17 protein-coding genes are annotated in these 18879 nt (G+C 50.6%); 4 read left to right on the top strand and 13 right to left on the bottom strand.

Annotated features, from left to right (window positions below; all coding sequences use genetic code 11):
* The first annotated feature begins 24 nt into the window (after positions 1–24).
* On the top strand, positions 25–576 hold the full coding sequence (locus ACX1C1_RS06380; RefSeq protein WP_458956289.1) for a hypothetical protein: 552 nt from the start codon (positions 25–27) through the stop codon (positions 574–576).
* Between the two features lie 106 nt (positions 577–682).
* Here ACX1C1_RS06380 and ACX1C1_RS06385 read toward each other — a convergent pair whose 3' ends face one another.
* From ACX1C1_RS06385 to ACX1C1_RS06435, 11 genes are all read right to left on the bottom strand, one after another.
* A complete protein-coding gene (locus tag ACX1C1_RS06385; RefSeq protein ID WP_458956290.1) occupies positions 683–1414 on the bottom strand; it encodes a stalk domain-containing protein in 732 nt (243 codons plus the stop codon).
* Between the two features lie 339 nt (positions 1415–1753).
* Entirely contained in the window at positions 1754–2149 is a 396-nt protein-coding gene (locus ACX1C1_RS06390; protein ID WP_458956291.1) for a VOC family protein, read from the bottom strand.
* 33 nt (positions 2150–2182) lie between these two features.
* The gene (locus ACX1C1_RS06395) at positions 2183–3136 is read right to left on the bottom strand and encodes an ABC transporter permease (RefSeq protein ID WP_458956292.1); all 954 of its coding nucleotides are present in this window, start codon (positions 3134–3136) and stop codon (positions 2183–2185) included.
* Between the two features lies 1 nt (position 3137).
* Positions 3138–4220, bottom strand: a complete 1083-nt coding sequence (locus tag ACX1C1_RS06400; protein ID WP_458956293.1) for an ABC transporter permease — start codon at positions 4218–4220, stop codon at positions 3138–3140.
* A 6-nt stretch (positions 4221–4226) separates the two neighbouring features.
* On the bottom strand, positions 4227–5783 hold the full coding sequence (locus ACX1C1_RS06405) for an ABC transporter ATP-binding protein (RefSeq protein ID WP_458956294.1): 1557 nt from the start codon (positions 5781–5783) through the stop codon (positions 4227–4229).
* Positions 5784–5888: 105 nt separating this feature from the next.
* A complete protein-coding gene (locus ACX1C1_RS06410; RefSeq protein WP_458956295.1) occupies positions 5889–6935 on the bottom strand; it encodes a BMP family lipoprotein in 1047 nt (348 codons plus the stop codon).
* Positions 6936–7235: 300 nt separating this feature from the next.
* Entirely contained in the window at positions 7236–9251 is a 2016-nt protein-coding gene (gene ftsH / locus ACX1C1_RS06415; RefSeq protein WP_458956296.1) for an ATP-dependent zinc metalloprotease FtsH, read from the bottom strand.
* Positions 9252–9348: 97 nt separating this feature from the next.
* Positions 9349–9888 (bottom strand): hypoxanthine phosphoribosyltransferase, encoded by a 540-nt coding sequence (hpt, locus tag ACX1C1_RS06420; RefSeq protein ID WP_458956297.1) that lies wholly within the window; start codon positions 9886–9888, stop codon positions 9349–9351.
* Between the two features lie 51 nt (positions 9889–9939).
* The gene (tilS, locus tag ACX1C1_RS06425; RefSeq protein ID WP_458956298.1) at positions 9940–11364 is read right to left on the bottom strand and encodes a tRNA lysidine(34) synthetase TilS; all 1425 of its coding nucleotides are present in this window, start codon (positions 11362–11364) and stop codon (positions 9940–9942) included.
* A 49-nt stretch (positions 11365–11413) separates the two neighbouring features.
* Complete coding sequence (locus ACX1C1_RS06430; RefSeq protein WP_458956299.1) at positions 11414–12334, bottom strand: serine/threonine protein kinase; 921 nt, start codon at positions 12332–12334, stop codon at positions 11414–11416.
* Positions 12318–13052 (bottom strand): vWA domain-containing protein, encoded by a 735-nt coding sequence (locus ACX1C1_RS06435; RefSeq protein WP_458956300.1) that lies wholly within the window; start codon positions 13050–13052, stop codon positions 12318–12320. Before ACX1C1_RS06435 ends, ACX1C1_RS06430 begins: the two co-directional genes overlap by 17 nt.
* Positions 13053–13441: 389 nt before the next feature.
* Here ACX1C1_RS06435 and ACX1C1_RS06440 point away from each other — a divergent pair, with 389 nt between their 5' ends.
* On the top strand, positions 13442–14353 hold the full coding sequence (locus ACX1C1_RS06440) for an ATP-binding protein (RefSeq protein WP_458957606.1): 912 nt from the start codon (positions 13442–13444) through the stop codon (positions 14351–14353).
* Between the two features lie 37 nt (positions 14354–14390).
* Positions 14391–15263 (top strand): tetratricopeptide repeat protein, encoded by an 873-nt coding sequence (locus ACX1C1_RS06445; RefSeq protein WP_458956301.1) that lies wholly within the window; start codon positions 14391–14393, stop codon positions 15261–15263.
* 288 nt (positions 15264–15551) lie between these two features.
* Here ACX1C1_RS06445 and ACX1C1_RS06450 read toward each other — a convergent pair whose 3' ends face one another.
* Both ACX1C1_RS06450 and ACX1C1_RS06455 read right to left on the bottom strand, forming a co-directional pair.
* Positions 15552–16325: a hypothetical protein gene (locus ACX1C1_RS06450; protein WP_458956302.1), complete on the bottom strand. Its 774-nt coding sequence runs from the start codon at positions 16323–16325 to the stop codon at positions 15552–15554.
* Positions 16309–16839 (bottom strand): RNA polymerase sigma factor, encoded by a 531-nt coding sequence (locus tag ACX1C1_RS06455; RefSeq protein WP_458956303.1) that lies wholly within the window; start codon positions 16837–16839, stop codon positions 16309–16311. The genes ACX1C1_RS06450 and ACX1C1_RS06455 overlap by 17 nt, the downstream gene beginning before the upstream one ends.
* 425 nt (positions 16840–17264) lie before the next feature.
* Here ACX1C1_RS06455 and ACX1C1_RS06460 point away from each other — a divergent pair, with 425 nt between their 5' ends.
* Positions 17265–18797, top strand: coding sequence for a malate:quinone oxidoreductase (locus tag ACX1C1_RS06460; RefSeq protein WP_458957607.1), 1533 nt, complete (start codon positions 17265–17267; stop codon positions 18795–18797).
* The last annotated feature ends 82 nt before the right edge of the window (positions 18798–18879 follow it).

An 18879-nucleotide genomic window follows, 5' to 3' on the forward strand; every position in this document is an offset into this window, starting at 1 on the left:
AATTATACGCTGTGGCGCCCAAGGTTGAAGGAACAAACAGAGCGGTTCTACGCTCTATCCGAACGAATCTCGTTCCAGGAATCCCTGTCATGGTCGTGTTTATTCGTCACCGATCAAAGAAGAATGAATGGTTGGTTGGCTATTCTCTCGACAGACCTAACGTTGACTCCACAAGAAGTCATTCGTATCTACAAAATACGCTGGGACATTGAAGTTTTCTTTAAATGCACCAAGTCGCTTCTTCTTCGTTTACAAAAGGAGTTTCAAGGTCGTTCTTACGATTCCCTAGTCAGTCATACGACAATTGTATTTTCTCGTTATATCCTTCTGGCGTGGCAGCACCGCCAAAGTACAGATCAACGGACGCTCGGCGGCTTATTCTACCAGCTATGCGACGAAGTAAGCATAATAGACTGGGCAGTTGCTTTGCAGCAACTTGTAGAACTCATCAACGAGATCGCCACAAAAGCAGGAAAGAAAATCTCTAAATTGATCCAAAGTCAACTCCAATACTGGATAGCGAGTTTGCCTAAGTACATTAAGGCCTACTTGCCAATTTCATGCTGCGAAAGTTGAGTTAGTATACCAAACCTATACAATATTGTATAGGTGAACGGAAAACGAACAAAACAGTTTTTTGCAAAAGAAAAAACCGCCCGGGGGCGGTATGAGGCGATGTTGACTATTTCAGGTCAATGACAACTTCTTTATCGTCTGCGACATGATCAAGTGTACCATCTTTTAATACATACATCGTGACCAAACGCATACTGGAAACATCCTCGAATTTGCTATCTTTCACTGGGTATACAAGCTTTCCTTTTTTGATTACATTTCCTTTGAACTCGGATGAAATATCATTATTACCGGCATATAACGTATCTTCAATTTGTTCCTTTGTGTTGAGGACAAGAGGAGATTGATCCAGATACCATTCAATGTTATCCGCAGAAGTGTTTTCCACCGACACATCTAGGATGATTGCGGCTGTCGGCTCAGACCAATCCCATTCCTTAAATGCGGGGTCAAATGACACTTTCGAAATATGGAGGCTGACTGGCCCGTTATCCATTGTTACGTCTACGTTGTGCGCACTCGCTTTGCGCCCCTCAGCCGCGGCAGCTCCGTTTCCGAGCCAAACAGTATTGTTCGCGCCATCCCATCCGACATCAACGCCGAGCGCTTCGCCGGCTGTTCGGATCGGAAGGTATGTAGTACCGTTGTACGAGATAGGGTAGACGTTTTTGCCGCTGGCATCTTTCGGTACCCATGCTTCACCATCAACTTTAAAAAGCAACCCCATGTTAAGATCGGCCTTGATCGCTTGCAAGTTGGTAGCGCTGTATGCGCCAGCTGCGGCAGACGTGAGCATGAGAGCTCCCACGGTCAATGAGATAAGTAATTTCTTCTTCAAGTATAGTTCCTCCTCAAATGGGTAAATTCTCCTAACATTCTACTACATACTCCTAATTCTGCCTATGGTTTCACCAAAAATCACCTTCTTCCACATTCTTCCCGCTGGCTTTCCTAGCTGCATCGGCGAGAGCCTTCTTCTTGATTCCGCGCATTTTTGGCTTCGGTTCGTTCGCAGCTTTCGCCACGCTATTCCTGTTGAGCCCAGTTTCCTTACTAATTGAATCCTGCGATATCTTGTTCTCGTCGAGAAACTTCCCGTACCGAGTTGCAAAGCACCGAGCCAAAAAAATCATTAAAAAAGGAGCCCGCCACATTGGCAGGCCCCCATCCCTTTCCGTTAGAACGCTAAATTCAGCTGCCAAGTCACGCCAAAGCGATCGGCTACCCAAGCGAATTTTTTGCTGAAGCCATACTCGCCAAGCGGCATTAACGGTCCGCCGCCCTCACCTATCTTGCCATATAACGTCTCGATCTCTTCTTCCGAGTCGCAATGAACGTAGAGAGAAATCGCCGGCGTGAAGGTAAAATCATGTTTTATGTTGCTGTCAATACACATATAGGTTTGTCCCTTAAGTGTAAACGAGGCGTGGATAACAGAACCTTCCTTGCCGGGACCTTCGGGACCATACTTGGCGATGCTTACGACTTCGGAATCCTCGAACAAGGATACATAGAAGTTCATCGCTTCTTCAGCCTGACCGTCGAACATCAAAAAGGTGTTGATTTTCTGCATGGTTACTCCTCCTAATGGAATGATTGTTATGTCTTATCGCCTTGCTGGATCATACGGCTGCCCAAGCGCCGACGGGGCACTGGAGCGTCCCACCGCCGCTGCGAGCACGATTAGCGTAAGCACATACGGAAGCATGTAGAATACTTCTGTCGGGATGTCCTTCGACCAATCGAATAGCTGCGCAAAGTTGCGAATGGCCTGCGCGAAGCCGAAGAACAATGCTGCGCCAGCCAGACCAAGCGGATTCCACTTGCCGAAGATAAGCGCTGCAAGCGCGATAAAGCCTTGGCCGGAGATCGTGTTGTGCGCAAAGCTGCTTGTCGTCGTAAGCGTAATGGTTGCGCCGCCGAGACCTGCCAATGCACCGCTCAGCATAACGCCGATGTAACGGTATTTAGCCACGCTGATGCCCACCGTATCCGCCGAGCTTGGGTGCTCGCCCACCGCGCGAAGACGCAGACCAAACGGCGTCTTGAATAATACGAAGAAGCTGACGATCACCAATATCATAACGATGTAAGTCGTCGGATATGCGTGGAACAACGCCTCACCGATAACCGGGATGTCAGACAGGTAAGGAATCGATACTTTGGTGAACACATCCGATATTTGCGGCGTTTGAGCGGAACCGTCATACAGGCTGCGAGTGAAATAAATCGCGACACCAAGCGCCAAGATGTTGATGACGACACCAACGACCGTCTGATCAGACTTGAACGTTATTGTTGCCACCGCATGCAGCAGTGAGAACAACACGCCGTATACAATCGCCGCAATAAGTCCAAGCCAAGGGGAGACGCCCCCGAGACCGGCTTCTGAAGCAGAGTGTGCGGCCACGGCAGCGGCGAACGCGCCGGAGACCATCAAGCCTTCAAGACCGATATTGACCACGCCTGATCGTTCGGAGAACATGCCGCCTAAAGCCGCGAAGATAAGTGCGGTGGAGAACACCAGCGTCGTATTGATAAGCTGACCCAATACTTCCATGTTACGCCGCCTCCTTCCGCTTGTCTGCCCGTCGACTCATAAACGGTTTTAGAACGAACTTCACGATGCCGTGAGCAGCCACGAAGAAAATAACCGATCCGATTACGATACGAACAATCTCCGAAGGTACATCCGCACCAAAGCTCATACCGGAGGAACCGTAGGTGAGGCCGCCGAACAATACGGATGCCAGCAATACACCGATCGGCGTATTACCGCCAAGAAGAGCAACCGCGATCCCGTCGAAGCCGTAACCCGGAGATGCGGCCATAATGGTCTGATTGCCGAAGACGCCCAGCACCTCGAAGACGCCGCCAAGTCCTGCAAACACACCGCTAATCATCATCGACTTAATGATTGTGCGATTGACGTTCATACCCGCATACAGCGCCGCATCTGGATTATGACCGACGGCACGCAGCTCGTAACCTTGCTTCGTACGCCACAGCAATAGATAAAAGACAACGATGCCAATCAAGGCGAACAGCGTGCCCCAGTGCATCCGCGCTTTGTCCATCAGCTCAATTAGCCAGTCAATATGCATCAATGCCGAATCATGAATTGGACGCGACTTCTGTTGTCCCTGCTCCAGCAAGTAGTTCGACACAATGTAATTGGCCAAATACAATGCGGTCCAGTTCAGCATGATGGATGAAATAACCTCATTTACCCCTCGGGTCGCTTTAAGGAACCCGACAATACCTGCCCATATCCCGCCGAACAAAGCTCCCGTCAGTATCGCCAGGGGACCGTGAATATACCAAGGCAGCTCCACAAGAACGCCAATCAATGTCGCTCCTGTCATCCCCATAACAAATTGTCCTTCGACCCCGATATTGAACAAGCCGGTACGGAAGGCAAAGGCAACCGCGATCCCCGTGAAGATCAGCGGCGTTATAGCGCGTATCGTCTCTCCCATATGGTAGGAGCTCCCGAACAATCGCTCTAAAAGCGAGGAGTAGGCGACGATAGGATTGTAGCCGCCTGCAAGCATCGCGATGGCACCAATGATCAGACCAAATAGGATGGAGACCAACGGGACCAGCATCGACGATTTGTTGAATATCTTTTTGACTGTGTCCATATTGGTCTAGTTCCCTCCTATCGTCGATACGTTTGCTTGTGCTGAGCCTGCGCTATTGCCCGCCATCAACAGACCTAATTGCTCGTCATCACGTACTTCTGAGTCCACTTCACCGACCAGCTTCCCTTCATACATAACCGCGATGCGGTCTGAGAGCGCATAAAGCTCGTCCAGCTCGAATGAAATGAGCAGGATCGCCTTGCCCTGGTTGCGTGCTTCTACCAGCCGCTTATGTACGAACTCGATGGCACCGATATCAAGACCACGAGTTGGCTGTACAGCGATAAGCAGATCAGGATTGTTATAGAGCTCTCGTCCAATGATCGCCTTCTGCTGATTGCCGCCAGAGAGCGCTCTTGCATCCGTATGAATGCCCGACAGGCGCACGTCGTACTCCTTAACCAATTCAGTTGCAAGGTTGTCCATGGCATTAAAATCAACAAAGCCGTAACGGCCATACTCTGGCTTGTAATACGTGCCGAGAATCATGTTCTCGCTGACGGAGAAATCGAGTACAAGACCATGTTTATGGCGATCCTCCGGAATATGACCAACTCCTGCAGAGGAGATTTCGCGCGGCGAACGGTTCGTCAGATCCTGATTATTAAGCAAGACGTTGCCGCCTTGCAGCTTGCGCATACCTGTTATGGCATAGATAAGCTCGCTCTGGCCATTGCCGTCGACGCCCGCTATGCCAAGAATCTCGCCAGCGCGTACCTGGAATGTCGTTCCGTCAAGTGCCGGCTTGCCATGTTCGCCTTTCATATGCAGATTACGTACATCCAAGACAACATTGCCCGGTACAGCCCTAGACTTCTCAACTTCGAACGTAACATCCCGTCCCACCATCAATTCAGCCAGCTGTCGTTCATTCGTCTCGCTGGTAGGCAAGGTGCGGATCACTTTGCCTCTGCGAATAACGGTAACCATATTGGCAAGCGCCATAACTTCCTTCAGCTTATGCGTAATAATAATGATGGACTTTCCTTCAGCCGCAAGATTGCGAATAATCTCGATGAGTTCTTCAATCTCCTGAACAGTGAGCACGGCTGTCGGCTCGTCGAAGATGACGATCTCGGCACCGCGATACAACGTTTTCAGAATTTCGACTCGTTGTTGCATGCCGACCGTAATATTTTGAATCCGTACTTGCGGATCTACTTTCAACTTATAACGTTCAGAAATATCTTTAACTTTTTTGTTAGCTAGCTTGTAATCAATCGTCATCCCTTTTCGCGGCTCATCTCCCAATACGATGTTCTCCGCTACCGTAAACGGTTGTACCAGCTTAAAATGCTGATGCACCATGCCAATACCAAGCTCAATCGCTTTGGAAGCTCCGTCGATAACTGTTCGCTCGCCATTGATCCAAATCTCGCCTTCATCCGGTTGATACAAACCAAACAGAATGTTCATCAATGTCGACTTGCCTGCCCCATTTTCTCCGAGCAAGGCATGAATTTCACCTTTTTTCAGCTCAAAGTTGATGGAATCGTTGGCCACCAGACCTGGAAACCGTTTCGTAATGCCTTTCAGTTGTACAACTGCCCCGCTCTGACTCATTCCTTATCACTCCCGGGAGATATGCTTGCTTACATTCCTATAACTGCACAAGACCGGCTCCCGCCGGTCTTGTTGCTGCATATTCAAATCCATCGTGTCTTGTTGTTATTCCGTTGGTACTGCAATTTCGCCGCTGATAATTTTACCTTTGTATTCTTCTACCTTCTCAAGCACTTCTGCTGGAACGTTCTTCGTGGAAGTCTCCGGAAGACCTACGGCGTTATCCTTCAGGCCAAGCTCTTGCACTGTGCCGCCTTTCCAGTTGCCAGCGATCAGATCCTTTGTTACTTTGTGTACAGCCGCGTCTACACCCTTCATCATCGAAGTCAGAGTCACTTCATCGCCGAACTCCAATGATTGGTCTTTATCTACGCCGATTACCCATACCGCTTCACCGTTTTTCTTACGATCTGCCGCTTCGTTGAACACGCCATTGCCCGTGCCGCCAGATGCGTGGAAGATAATGTCGATGCCGCTATTGTACATAGTAGCAGCTGCACTCTTACCTGCGTCTGGTTTGTCGAATGCGCCTGTGTATACTACGTTAACTTTAATGTCCGGCTTAACCGCTTTGACCCCAGCAAGGAAACCAGCTTCAAAACGTTTGATAACCGGAATATCGATACCGCCGACAAAACCGATTTTGTCAGTCTTCGTCATCAAACCAGCTACAACACCTACCAAGAAAGAACCTTCATGTTCTGCGAACGTGATAGACTCAACGTTTGGCGCATCAACAACAGTATCGATCGCTGCCAGCTTCGCATCAGGATTTTCTGTTGCTACCTTTGTAATGGCATCCGTGAACAAGAAACCAATACCCCAAGTCAGATCGTATCCTTCGCGTACGAAGTTATTCAGGTTCGGCTCCATATCGGCTTCTCCGCCTGATTCAAGGAACTTTGTATGTGCGCCTGTCTCCGCTGTTACACGTTGAAGAGCTTCCCACGCACTTTGGTTAAAGGACTTATCGTTAACGCCGCCAACGTCCGTTACCATACCGATCTTGAAATCCTTGCCTGTTCCGTCGGATTCGACCTTTTCTCCACCTGTGTTATTATTGTTGTTTTTGTCAGAACCACAGCCGGACAGTACGAGCGTAAGCGCAAGGACAAGCGTAAGCATCAAGCTAAACGTTTTCTTTTTGTTCATTCCAGAATTCTCCCCTTATCAATAAGTAATTGGACTAGCAGCTCATATGTAGTATTGCTTATGCTTGCTACTATTATTTCATTATAGTGACAAAAAAAACTACGTCAATAAAATTGTGTTAGATTCATTGACACTCAATAGAACCTTTATGTTATCTACGTAATGAAGCATTAACGCTTTAATGAAGCTGGCTAAACGCCGAATATGAGCTCTTGTGCAGCCCTCCAACTCCAGCAACCAAAAAACGTCCGCCCCTCCACAAAGGAGAGACGGACGTTTCACGTTATACAATTTAGGATTTTAGGCTTTGTTGTTCGGATCATTCGGATCATCGGAAGGAGATGAAATCGAAGCATCATCACTCGGAGTTTCCGACTTTGTCTCAACATCTTCACGAGGCTGGATGCGAACCTTCACATCGCCGATCTCGTCGATAATCGGCTCTGCTTTCGATTCTGCGGCAGGCGTTCCGCCCTGACCGCCACTTGGCATCGTGCCTTTCTCGATGAGGGACTTGATCTGCTCCATCTCTAGCGTCTCTTCCGTCAGAAGCGTATTCGCGATCAAGTGCATCTCTGCGGTCTTCTCGGTCAATAGCTTCCTGGCACGGTCGTAGCAGTTGTTGATGATCGTCTGCATCTCTTGGTCGATCTCGTATGCGATCGCGTCCGAATAATTCTGCTCGTGTCCGATGTCACGGCCCAGGAATACTTGACCCTGTGTGCTGCCGAACTGCATCGGTCCGAGACGATCACTCATACCGTATTCCATAATCATGCTGCGGACAATGCCCGTAGCCGACTTAAAGTCGCTATAAGCTCCTGTGCCGATTTCCCCGATGAAGATCTCCTCGGCAACGCGGCCTGCGAGCAAGCCTGTCACCTTATCTAGCAACTCTTGTTTCGTTACCAGCATACGGTCTTCCTTAGGTAGCATGATGACGTATCCACCCGCGCGTCCACGCGGAATAATAGTAACCTTATGAACCTGATCCGCATGTTCGAGGAAGAAGCCTGCAATCGTGTGACCCGCTTCGTGATAAGCGACAATCCGCTTCTCGCGATCGCTGATGACACGGCTCTTCTTCTCCGTACCGACAATAACGCGGTCAATCGCGTCGTCGATATCGACCATGTTAATCTCTTTCTTGTTGCGTCTAGCCGCAAGTAGAGCAGCCTCATTAAGCAAGTTCTCCAGATCGGCGCCGCTAAAGCCCGTTGTACGCTTAGCAATGACGTCCAGCTTCACTTCGCCAGTCAGAGGTTTGTTGCGCGCATGAACTTTAAGGACCGCTTCGCGACCTTTCACGTCTGGACGATCAACCGTAATTTGACGGTCAAAGCGGCCTGGACGGAGGAGCGCGGGGTCAAGAATATCCGCACGGTTCGTCGCAGCGATAATAATAATGCCTTCGTTAGAGCCGAAGCCGTCCATCTCAACCAGCATCTGGTTAAGCGTCTGCTCGCGCTCGTCGTGACCGCCGCCAAGACCGGCGCCACGCTGACGGCCGACTGCGTCGATCTCGTCGATAAAGATAATACAAGGTGCGTTCTTCTTCGCATTCTCGAACAAATCCCGTACACGGGATGCGCCGACACCGACGAACATCTCAACGAAGTCCGAACCGGAAATGCTGAAGAACGGTACCCCTGCTTCGCCTGCTACTGCGCGGGCAAGCAATGTCTTACCAGTACCCGGAGGACCTACAAGCAATACGCCCTTCGGAATACGCGCGCCGACAAGGTTGAACTTACGTGGATCCTTCAGGAAGTCAACGACCTCCACCAGCTCCTGTTTCTCCTCGTCTGCGCCCGCCACGTCTTCGAACGTGACACGTTTCTTCTCTTCATTGTAGAGCTTGGCGCGGCTCTTGCCGAAGTTCATAACCTTGCCGCCGCCGCCCTGTGCCTGATTCATCAAGAAGAAGAACAAGACGAATAACAGGATGAACGGAATAATGGAGGTTAAGAAGGTCACCCAGAAGCTCGGGGTGTCCATCTCCTTATTCACCAATTGGAAGCCGTACTGCGCTTCCCACTCCCGAATTTGAGCCTCGGCGCTGTTCCCCACCCTGCTGGTGAAGTTCTCGCTCTCGACGCCCTCAGGGGTGTCTTTATATTTGCCCGTAATGTAGTAGGACTGATTGTCGAACTTAACAGTCAACTCCGATACATTGCCAGCCTCGATCTGCGTACGCAGCTCGTCATATCTTAACGGCTTGGTATTGTCCCCCTGGCCGCTAATATATTGGAAAATGCCAACGGTAACCAAAAAGATGATCAAATAAAAACCAGTATTTCGGATGATCCGATTCATCCCCTACCTCCTCTCAGGCGCTTTAGATATTTTACCATAGCATGACTTTCCATCACAATAGAGCCTCAATTGGCCCTCATGCCAGATACAAGCGCGACTATTTCTCGTATACTTCCGGCTTCAGTATGCCGATGTAAGGAAGGTTGCGGTATTTCTCCGCAAAATCGAGACCATAACCGACGACAAATTCGTCAGGCAGCGTAAACCCTTTGTAATGCGGCTGCAGGCTAACCGTGCGGCGGGCCGGCTTATCGAACAACGTGACAACCGTCACCGACTTAGAGCCCCGGTGCTCAAGCACATCGATTAGATAGCTAAGCGTCAATCCGCTGTCGATAATGTCTTCGACGATCAGAACATCGCGACCTTCGACTGTTACGTCGAGATCCTTGATAATCTTAACGACACCCGATGATTTGGTTGAAGCACCATAACTTGATACCGCCATAAAGTCGATTTCGAGCGGTACATGAATCGTCTTAACCAGATCGGACATGAAAATAAACGCGCCCTTCAGAACACAAATAACGAGCGGATTGCGCCCCTCGAAGTCTGCGCTAAGTTTCGCCCCCAGCTCCGCTACCTTTGCTTGAATTTGCTCTTCGCTGTAAAGTACTTCTTTAATGTCGTTCTGCAAAGTGATAATCCCCCTACGCTTTATCTATGTTTATGAAAAGTCCCTTGCTTCTTATTCACTCTTAGCCGTAATATGTAGCAGCTTCCGACTGTTCTCCCTCGCAAGAGCGTGGGACGATCTACGAAGGCCGGGAATCCAGAGCAGCCTGCCATCCGAATCACAGAGCAACGGATAGCTCTCTCTGTCCGATGGAGGCAACTTCTCATCAACGAACATATCTTGCACTTTTTTGGACCCGTTTAGTCCTAGAACTTGAATTCTGTCGCCGGGACGGCGATTGCGAATTTGCAGCGGGAAGCTAAGCTCCGCTACGTCGAATATGGCCTCGCTTCGCGATGCCGGTCTCTCCTGCACTGTATCAGCAGAAGTATCAAGCCACTGCAGCTGGAACGTCCAGCCGGCTGAAACCGCGCCTATATAAGACATCCCCTCCAGTAACTCATAAGAATAACGGTCGGGCACCTCCCCTTCCGCCGGGACCTTGAGCCACCTCATCGTCTCGTATTCGCGCAAACAGCGTATGCCGCCGCCTGCATCGAGCCGCCATGTCGAAGTCGCTTCCGGAGCTGCGGCGAACCGCATCCGTTCAATTCCATCAAAGGATATGTATTCCGTATCTTGCGAAAGATAATTTAATATTAGTTTAATCAATCTCCTTTGTAAAGCGACGTGAAGACCCCATAATTCGCTGCAGGAAACGGTCATTCCCCCTTGCTCCGCGTGCACAATTCTGCCGAATAGATCTACTGTCCGTTCAGCCAAATATCCATCCTCCTCACTCGCTACTTCCGCGAGGCGCTGCAGCGATAGCGGCAGCTGAGGATTGTACCGGGACAAGAAAGGCAGGATGTCTAGGCGCACCATGTTGCGGAAGTAATGCCGCTCCAGGTTGCTGCTGTCTGTGCAATAAGGAATAGTCCACTCATCGCAGTACCTCAGAAGGTCTGACTTGTTCATACGCAGCAGCGGTCTGATGAGTTCCACATTATTTTCACTTCGCCGATCCGGAATTCCGGACAGCCCGGACAAGCCCGCTCCGCGAATAATGCGCATCATAACCGTCTCCGCCTGGTCATCCGCATGGTGAGCAAGGGCAATTCGGCTCGCCCCGTAGCGCTCTGCGATAACATGCAAGAAATTATACCGTTTCTCGCGCGCCGCTGCTTGCAGATTCAAGCGATTTGCTTCTATATATGGAGCGAGGTTAAGCTCCGTCGTTTCGCACGGAATTCCTAGCTCATCTGCGTATGCCTGCACCATCGCAAGCTCTGCATCGGATTCCTGACCGCGGAAGCCGTGATTGACATGGGCCGCCACGACACGAAGCTGCTGCACGGCCGCAACCTTGTAGAGAAGATGCAGCAGCGCCATAGAATCGGCGCCTCCTGATACAGCGACAACCACTGTATCGCCCGGCTGCCACAAGCCGCGTTCCGCTGCAGCCTTCTCCACTTCGTCCAGCACATTGGTACTCATCGCTGTGAGTGCCTCCAATCTGTCTCTAGCCGCTCGAACGGCCGACTATTCATATGTATCGAAGCAGCCAATAAATAGATATCGCCAGCAGTACACTTGTTGTTGCCGCAAGCCCCTTAAGCCAGCCAGGCGTCGAAGAGGCTCGATGCGTCTCACGCCTATGCATGAGAAGCCTCCAAGCCTCGGCTCCTTCGGAAGCATCTACAAACCCGCCATCCAGCGCCTTCCTGAGCCAACCCGCTACAGGCTTAAGCATTTGACTGTTCGCGAGCAGGCTTGTCAACTCCTGCGGAGAGCGATTCTGCGGCAGGAGCTCCTTGGTTAGCGCATGAAGCCGCTTGGGCTCATGCAGCTGAATACATAAGACAGCGAAGGAGAACAAGTCGTATCTAGGGTCTGCCGACCTAGAGCCTCCATTCCAATATCCACGGTCGTAAATTTCCGTAAACTGGCGGATACTCCTGCCGATCGCCGTTACGCCGCCGAAGTCGACAAGCTCTACATGTCCATAATCCGCCACCATGACATTCTCGATCTTCAGGTCGCCGAATACCCATCCTGCACGGTGAAGCTTGGAGAGCTTGCCGAGCAGATTGAGCCCTACCAACGGGAACCACTGCGACCCTTGCTGGTTCAAATAAGCGCCAAGCGTTGTTCCCCTGACGTACCGCATTATATAGAAAGGATATTCTTTGCCTCCAGGGCCATACAAATCATCCACATCAAACAGGAAGGGCTCGAGTCCTTGGCTCTTCTGACCGGCGAGCGACTTCAGGACATTAATCTCGGACTGTAGATCGACTGCGTCCGATCCCACCTTGAGCGCATACCAGTCTCGATCATTCTGTACCAGATATACCTTGCCATTGGCGCCTTCCCCAAGGAGGCGATCTACCTTGTATCGGCCGCCCTTCCATTTGCCAACAACGATCGCCCCTCGCCTAAGCTCCAACTTAAACGACGTAGTCACCCATCATCCCATCCGTTCCATATCTGCTATTCCTGCCTTTGTCCTCGCCCTGTCCCTGACGATAGTAGTCCACGACCTGCATAATGGCTGGTCCTGTCGGGGTTGTCCCTCCCATTTGAAGCTTGGGAAATATCGATGGCACGCCATTGAGATGATCCGTCCAAGCCAGATCAAGGACACAATCATCGCCATGCCGCGACCCAGGGAAGTGGAAGACCGCAATCTGGCTTCTCCCTTGTCTCGCTTGCAGACTGAGCATCAAATCGTGAATTGCTTCCTCTACTGCCGCAAGCTTAGGTTTCATGCTCGCGCTTGCGTCAATCAGCAGCGCTACTTGAAGCCCTGAAGTTTCGCCCAGCTCGTCGATCACCCTCACGACTTCGCCTCGCTTCTCCGGCGGCAACGCTTCGATAGAACCATTGCCGAGAACATGCTTAAGCTCCTTCTGCACGGCAAGCTGGATCGTCTGAACAACCGTCTTGCGCGTCATCATCTGAACGGTCTGCGAGAGTTGGCGCATATTAACCAGACGACTCAGACCGCCCCCCGCTCTCGCAATCTCGTCAATCTCAGAAGCGCCGAGCTCTCCGACATCACCGTGATCAAGCACGCCAACCACATTCACCGCAATTCCTTCCGACTTGGCATGGGCAGCTGCAATAACAGGACTCATCCCAACGTTGGAGCAGCCATCCGTAATCAACAATATCTGCTTCATCCATATCCCTCCATAGTCCGCCTGAGCGAATTTCGCAATAAGCCTTTCTATCAGCTTTGCCTATTTGAGAAGAGATAAACTTAGCTAGAGTTGAAAAAGGAGTAAATCTGGAAAATCACGCATACAAAAAGGACTCAGACGCTAACATTTGCCATTATTATAACATACAGATAAGCCGCTCGGCGCCTTCTGCCATAGTGCGATCTATGCCGAAGACGAGGGGACTGGTGGCCGAAGCGAGTTCAGCGCATCCAGCGTTAAATTTCCCAGCAGTTCCCTGTATAATTTGGTATGATAGAGCCACAAAGCGATACAGAAAGGATGAATCCAACGTGAGTGACCACAATGATCAAGACGAACTTGCTGCGCGCAGGCGCGGCAAGCTGAGGATGCTGCGATTTGATAGCAACGGCAAGGATCTAGTAGAGTCCGAGAAGCCGCAGGAAACTTTCGAAGATGTTGCTGGGTTAGACGAAGTGAAAAAGAAGATTAAGCTCAACTTTATCCTCCCGCTGAAACAACCGGAGCTGTTCAAGGCCTACGGTCGCGAAGCCGGAGGCAGCCTGCTGCTCTTCGGACCTCCAGGCTGCGGCAAGACATTTCTTGCGCGCGCCGTCGCAGGGGAAATTGATGCGAACTTCATTCATATAGAGCTTCAAGCGATTCTATCCATGTGGGCCGGACAGAGCGAGAATAATCTGCACGATATCTTCGAGAAGGCCCGCGAGCACAAGCCTTGCGTCATCTTTATCGACGAGTTGGATGCCATGGGCGGCAGCCGCAACCAGATGCGCCAGCATCATGACCGCATGCTCGTCAACCAACTGCTCTTGGAGCTTGACGGTATCCGTGAGCAGAACGAGCAGATTTTCGTCATTGGCGCCACCAATACCCCGTGGTATCTCGATTCCGCCTTGCGCCGTCCCGGACGCTTTAATCATCTGATCTTCGTACCACCGCCGGAGGAGCAGGAGAGAGGAACGATTCTGCAATTAAAGTTAGCTGACAAGCCGACGGATCAATTGGATGTCGCCCGTATCGCGCGCGAGACCAAACATTTCTCCGGAGCGGATCTGGAGCAGATCGTCAAAGATGCAGTGGAGGCCGCAATGGAACGTATGCTGGAATCAGGCAATCTGGAGCCCCTTACGCAAGACGACCTCAAGCGGGCTGCCAAGAGCCGCAAAGCGACAACGCTGGAGTGGTTCGCCACCGCGAAAAATTACGCAACCTTCAGCGACGTCAATCAGGATTATCAAATCGTGCTGGATTATATAAAGTCGACCGGGCTTAAAGTCTAGCTAGCTATTAGCTATCTCAGAGAGGATGGGGCCTTGCATGACCATCAACGAAGCGATCTCCATCAGGTACGATAAGATCGGACGGCTTATCGGCTGGAAGAGATACAAAGAAGCTGCCGCCGAAGCAGAAGCGCTGCTTCGCGACGAACCCGAAGATGCGCACGCCTATGCATTGCTTGCGCTTGTCTACGTTCATACCGAAAATTATGACGCCTCCCTCCATTGGTCCGGCGAGGCGCTGAAACGTGACCCCGAGAACACGCTCGCATGGTTTGTCCGCACGAACGCCTATCATGACAGCGGCAAACTCGACAAAGCGCTAGAAACTGCCGTAGAAGGCATGCGCATTGACCCATATGAGCCGCATTATTACTTCATCCGGGCCAATATTAATATGAAGCGCGGCCATCATGCAGATGCCAAGGCGCTGATTGAATCCGCGCTTGAGATGCGCCCGAACAACGCAACCTATATCGCGAGCTTGTCCTACGTCGAGGCGCTGCTTGGCGATTTCGCCTCGTCGCGCCATCATGCGCGGGAGGCACTCAAGTTGGATGTTGAGTCCGACTCCACCTTCCTCATTCTAGCCTGGGCCGCAGAGCAACGTGGTGACTACGATGAGAATCTGGACATGCTCAAGGAAGCAATCCGGATTGACCCCAACGACAAGCAGATCCGCGACGCTTATTTGGATGGTCTTCAGAAGAACTACAAGATGTACCGCATCTTGCTGGCTCCCTTTAAGGTGTTCAAGCGCATGAAACCTTGGCAAATTTTTTTGACCTGGATAATTATCGCTATTATATTCCGTCCGCTCATCTTCATCTTTATTATCGTATACGCATTAACGCATTGGCTGACCAAGCTGCTTGTGCATGTCAAAGTGTTCGGCTGGAACTTTAGAAGGTGAGCAAGGTGAAACGGCTATCGCCGTCTTTGGCGGCGCAGCGCGTTTCATTCCGAGAATTCTAAGCTCAGATAAGAGGCAAAAACTTATAAATTCTTAGAATTCAAGGCGAAACGGCTACACCGTCCTTCGGCGGCGGGGTGCGTTTCATAACAAAGGGACTGCTCTCATGACGATAAACGTCTTGAGAACAGTCCCTCTTCTTCTATCAGCAGATGCAATCCCCATCTTGGCAAGTTGGACAAACTCTTTGCCCATAAACATGGACACGCACCTCGATTACTGAGCTCCTCACTCTTCCTCCAACACCTGGAACTGCTCCAAAGTCTGCCTGAATCTCGACCCATGACCTTCAGCCGCCTCCAGAAAGTAGTTGCTCGATAAGATGAAGCTGCCTTGCTTCCCATTGCTTACTACATAAACGTTGACGACTTTGCTGAGTCGGTCGTTGCCGTCTATGGCGTGCACGAGATATCCATCAACAGGCGCCGTCACGCGTTCCACTGCGTCGACACGGGCATAGTCGCCCTTGAGCTCTTCAGCAAGCTCCTTCGCGAGCTGCTCAGGCAGCATCTCCGTCTTCTGCTCAATAGTCAGCGATACTTCCGGGTATTCTGCCGGGAGCGGGTCTATCGTCGTAATCATGTCCCGATCGGCACCCTCCACCAGCTTATAACGATCTTTATCGAAGTAAATGGCATAATCGCTTGATTGGTCCACATGGGCTTGACCGTTCGTTTCTTCTTTCTGACCCTCGACCTCAATTTCAATCTTTTTCTCCGGCTGGAACCAATGTTGAATACTATCCATCATGGCCGTCCCTACTGGAAGCGTTAAGAATACCGTGATGGCAACGACCGCTGCCGCCGACCCCACTGCAATCTTCATCCCCTTTGTCCAACTATGTTTTTTCTTATTGTACAGTCGACTTCTGTTATCTGCAGATTCATCATGCCGTGACTTCCCCAAATCTAAACGAGCCTCGAGGTTTCCCCATATATCATCTTTCCATGATTCGGGGTATTCCGTCTCACTTGTGAATTTCTCTCTAAATTTCTGATCCATACGATTCCCCTCCCAGTCTGTCTCTCATCTTCTCGCGTCCCTTATGCAATCGCGATTTCAACGTGTTGACGTTCAGCTCCAACATGTCTGCGAGCTCCTGCTCCGAATAATGATGCACATATTTCAAAATAAGCGGAATCCGATACATATCAGGCAGCGTCTGCAACGCGTCATATAAATCAAGACTTGTATCAGGTTTCTCGGGCTCTACGCCAAGCCGCTCCAGTTCTAGCTGACCGCCAATCGGTACAATTTTTTGCTCCCGTTCCATGACCCGATAACATTCCCTTAATAAGATGCAGTACAGCCACGGTTTAAATGGTTTCGACGGATCGTATTGCCCGATGCTCCGATACACTCGAAGAAATGTCTCCTGCACCGCGTCCTTGGCGCGTTCGTTATGTCTAGTGACGTAAATTGCCGTTCGCATGGCATAATCGAAATGTTCGTCGTACAACAATCGGAACGCGTCCCGGTCACCCTGAACGATTCGGCCGATGATCTCTTGCTCCACCTCACTCACCTCTTTCGTGCTGGTTCCTTAAGTATTACCCGGCAAGATAACGAAAAGTTTGCTGCCGCACAAAATGATTTGTACGGACGACCTATGGAACCTTGATGGATGCCATTCATCTATGTCGCGAACATACGGTTTCTGGTTAGCATATACTTGGTTAAAAACGACTCGAAACATGACTAAAGAATGGGTGGTTATCCGAAATTCACCGCACCTTCATCCTCCATATGGAAACCTATCCAATCTATCTAACTAAGTTCACAAAAATGTAGGAGCAATTATTTTAATCTACTACTAATAGTGTTACACTAGGATATAAGGTCATGACTGATCCGGAAAAGATGTAAGACTAGCCTGCGCTCCGACGCATTGCTGAGGCGCCTACGAAGACGAGCCTACATCCTTTCTGCAAATCGAAGGATATAAGGACGGTAAATATGAGCAATCAACCTAAGAAAACAGACGTCATCCTGATTGGCGCCGGAATTATGAGTGCGACACTTGGTGCGCTCCTGAAGGAACTTGCACCCGACTGGAACATCACCGTATTTGAGAGACGTGGATCCGCGGGAGAGGAAAGCTCGAACGAGTGGAACAATGCAGGTACAGGACATGCGTCCCTCTGCGAGCTCAACTACACCACCCAGAAGGCTGACGGTTCCATAGATATTAGCAAAGCGATTAAGGTCAACGAAGAATTCCAAGTATCCAGACAGTTCTGGTCCTATCTAGTAGACCGCAAACTCATCCGCAATCCGAAAGACTTCATTATGCCTGTACCTCATATGAGTTTCGTACAAGGAGAGAAGGACGTAGAGTTTCTACGTAGAAGACATGAAGCGATGTCTGCTAATCCGCTCTTCGAAGGCATGGAGTTCTCCGATGATCGGGATGAGCTGATGAAGTGGATTCCGCTTATGATGAAGTACCGCACAGAGCAAGGTCCAATTGCTGCTACGCGTATTGAATCCGGTACGGACGTTAACTTCGGAGCTTTGACTCGTATTCTGTTCAAGCAGCTCACTGGTCAAAACGTCAAAATAAATTATAACCACCAGGTCGAAGATATTAAACGTGCAGCCGACGGCTCTTGGAAGCTGAAAGTTCGCAACGCGTCTACCCATGCAGTCGAACATCACGAAGCTAAGTTCGTGTTTATCGGCGGCGGCGGCGGCAGTCTGCACCTGCTTCAGAAGTCGGGCATTCCCGAAGGCAAGAGCATTGGCGGCTTCCCTGTAAGCGGCCTGTTCATGGTGTGCCGCAAACCAGAGATCGTGTCGCAGCACCGTGCGAAGGTATACGGCAAGGCGCCGGTCGGAGCTCCTCCGATGTCCGTGCCGCATCTGGACACGCGCGTGATCGACAACAAAGAATCGCTGTTCTTCGGACCTTTCGCCGGCTTCACGCCGAAGTTCCTGAAGTTCGGCTCCAACCTGGACTTGTTTACCTCCATCAAGCCTCATAACCTCGTGACGATGATGGCTGCCGGCGTGAAAAACATGCCGCTGACTAGCTATCTGGTCAAACAGCTGATGTTGTCCAAGGAGCAACGGATGGAAGAACTTCGCGAGTTTGTCCCTAATGCCAAGAGTGAGGATTGGGAGCTTGTTGTCGCCGGTCAACGTGTTCAGATCATTAAGGACACTGCTGCGGGCAAAGGCACGCTTCAATTCGGAACTGAAGTGATCAGCGCAGCTGACGGTTCGATTGCAGCATTGCTTGGCGCTTCGCCTGGCGCTTCGACGGCCGTATCCGTTATGCTCGAAGTGATCAACAAATGTTTCCCACAGCATATCAAATCGTGGGAGCCGAAGATCAAGGAGATGATCCCATCTTACGGCAAAGCATTGCAGAACTACCCAGAGTTGGTTCAAGAAATTCATACTTCGACCGCCCAATCGCTGGGCCTAGCCGATGGCAAATCCGCCAAGGAAGCTCGTCGTACTGTTTCTTAATCCACTACCAACAAACCGACTGCACGCCCGATTGGGAATGGCAGTCGGTTTGTTGGTTCTATTGTATAAACTGTCCTAGACC

This window comes from Paenibacillus sp. strain BS8-2 (genome assembly GCF_054483835.1).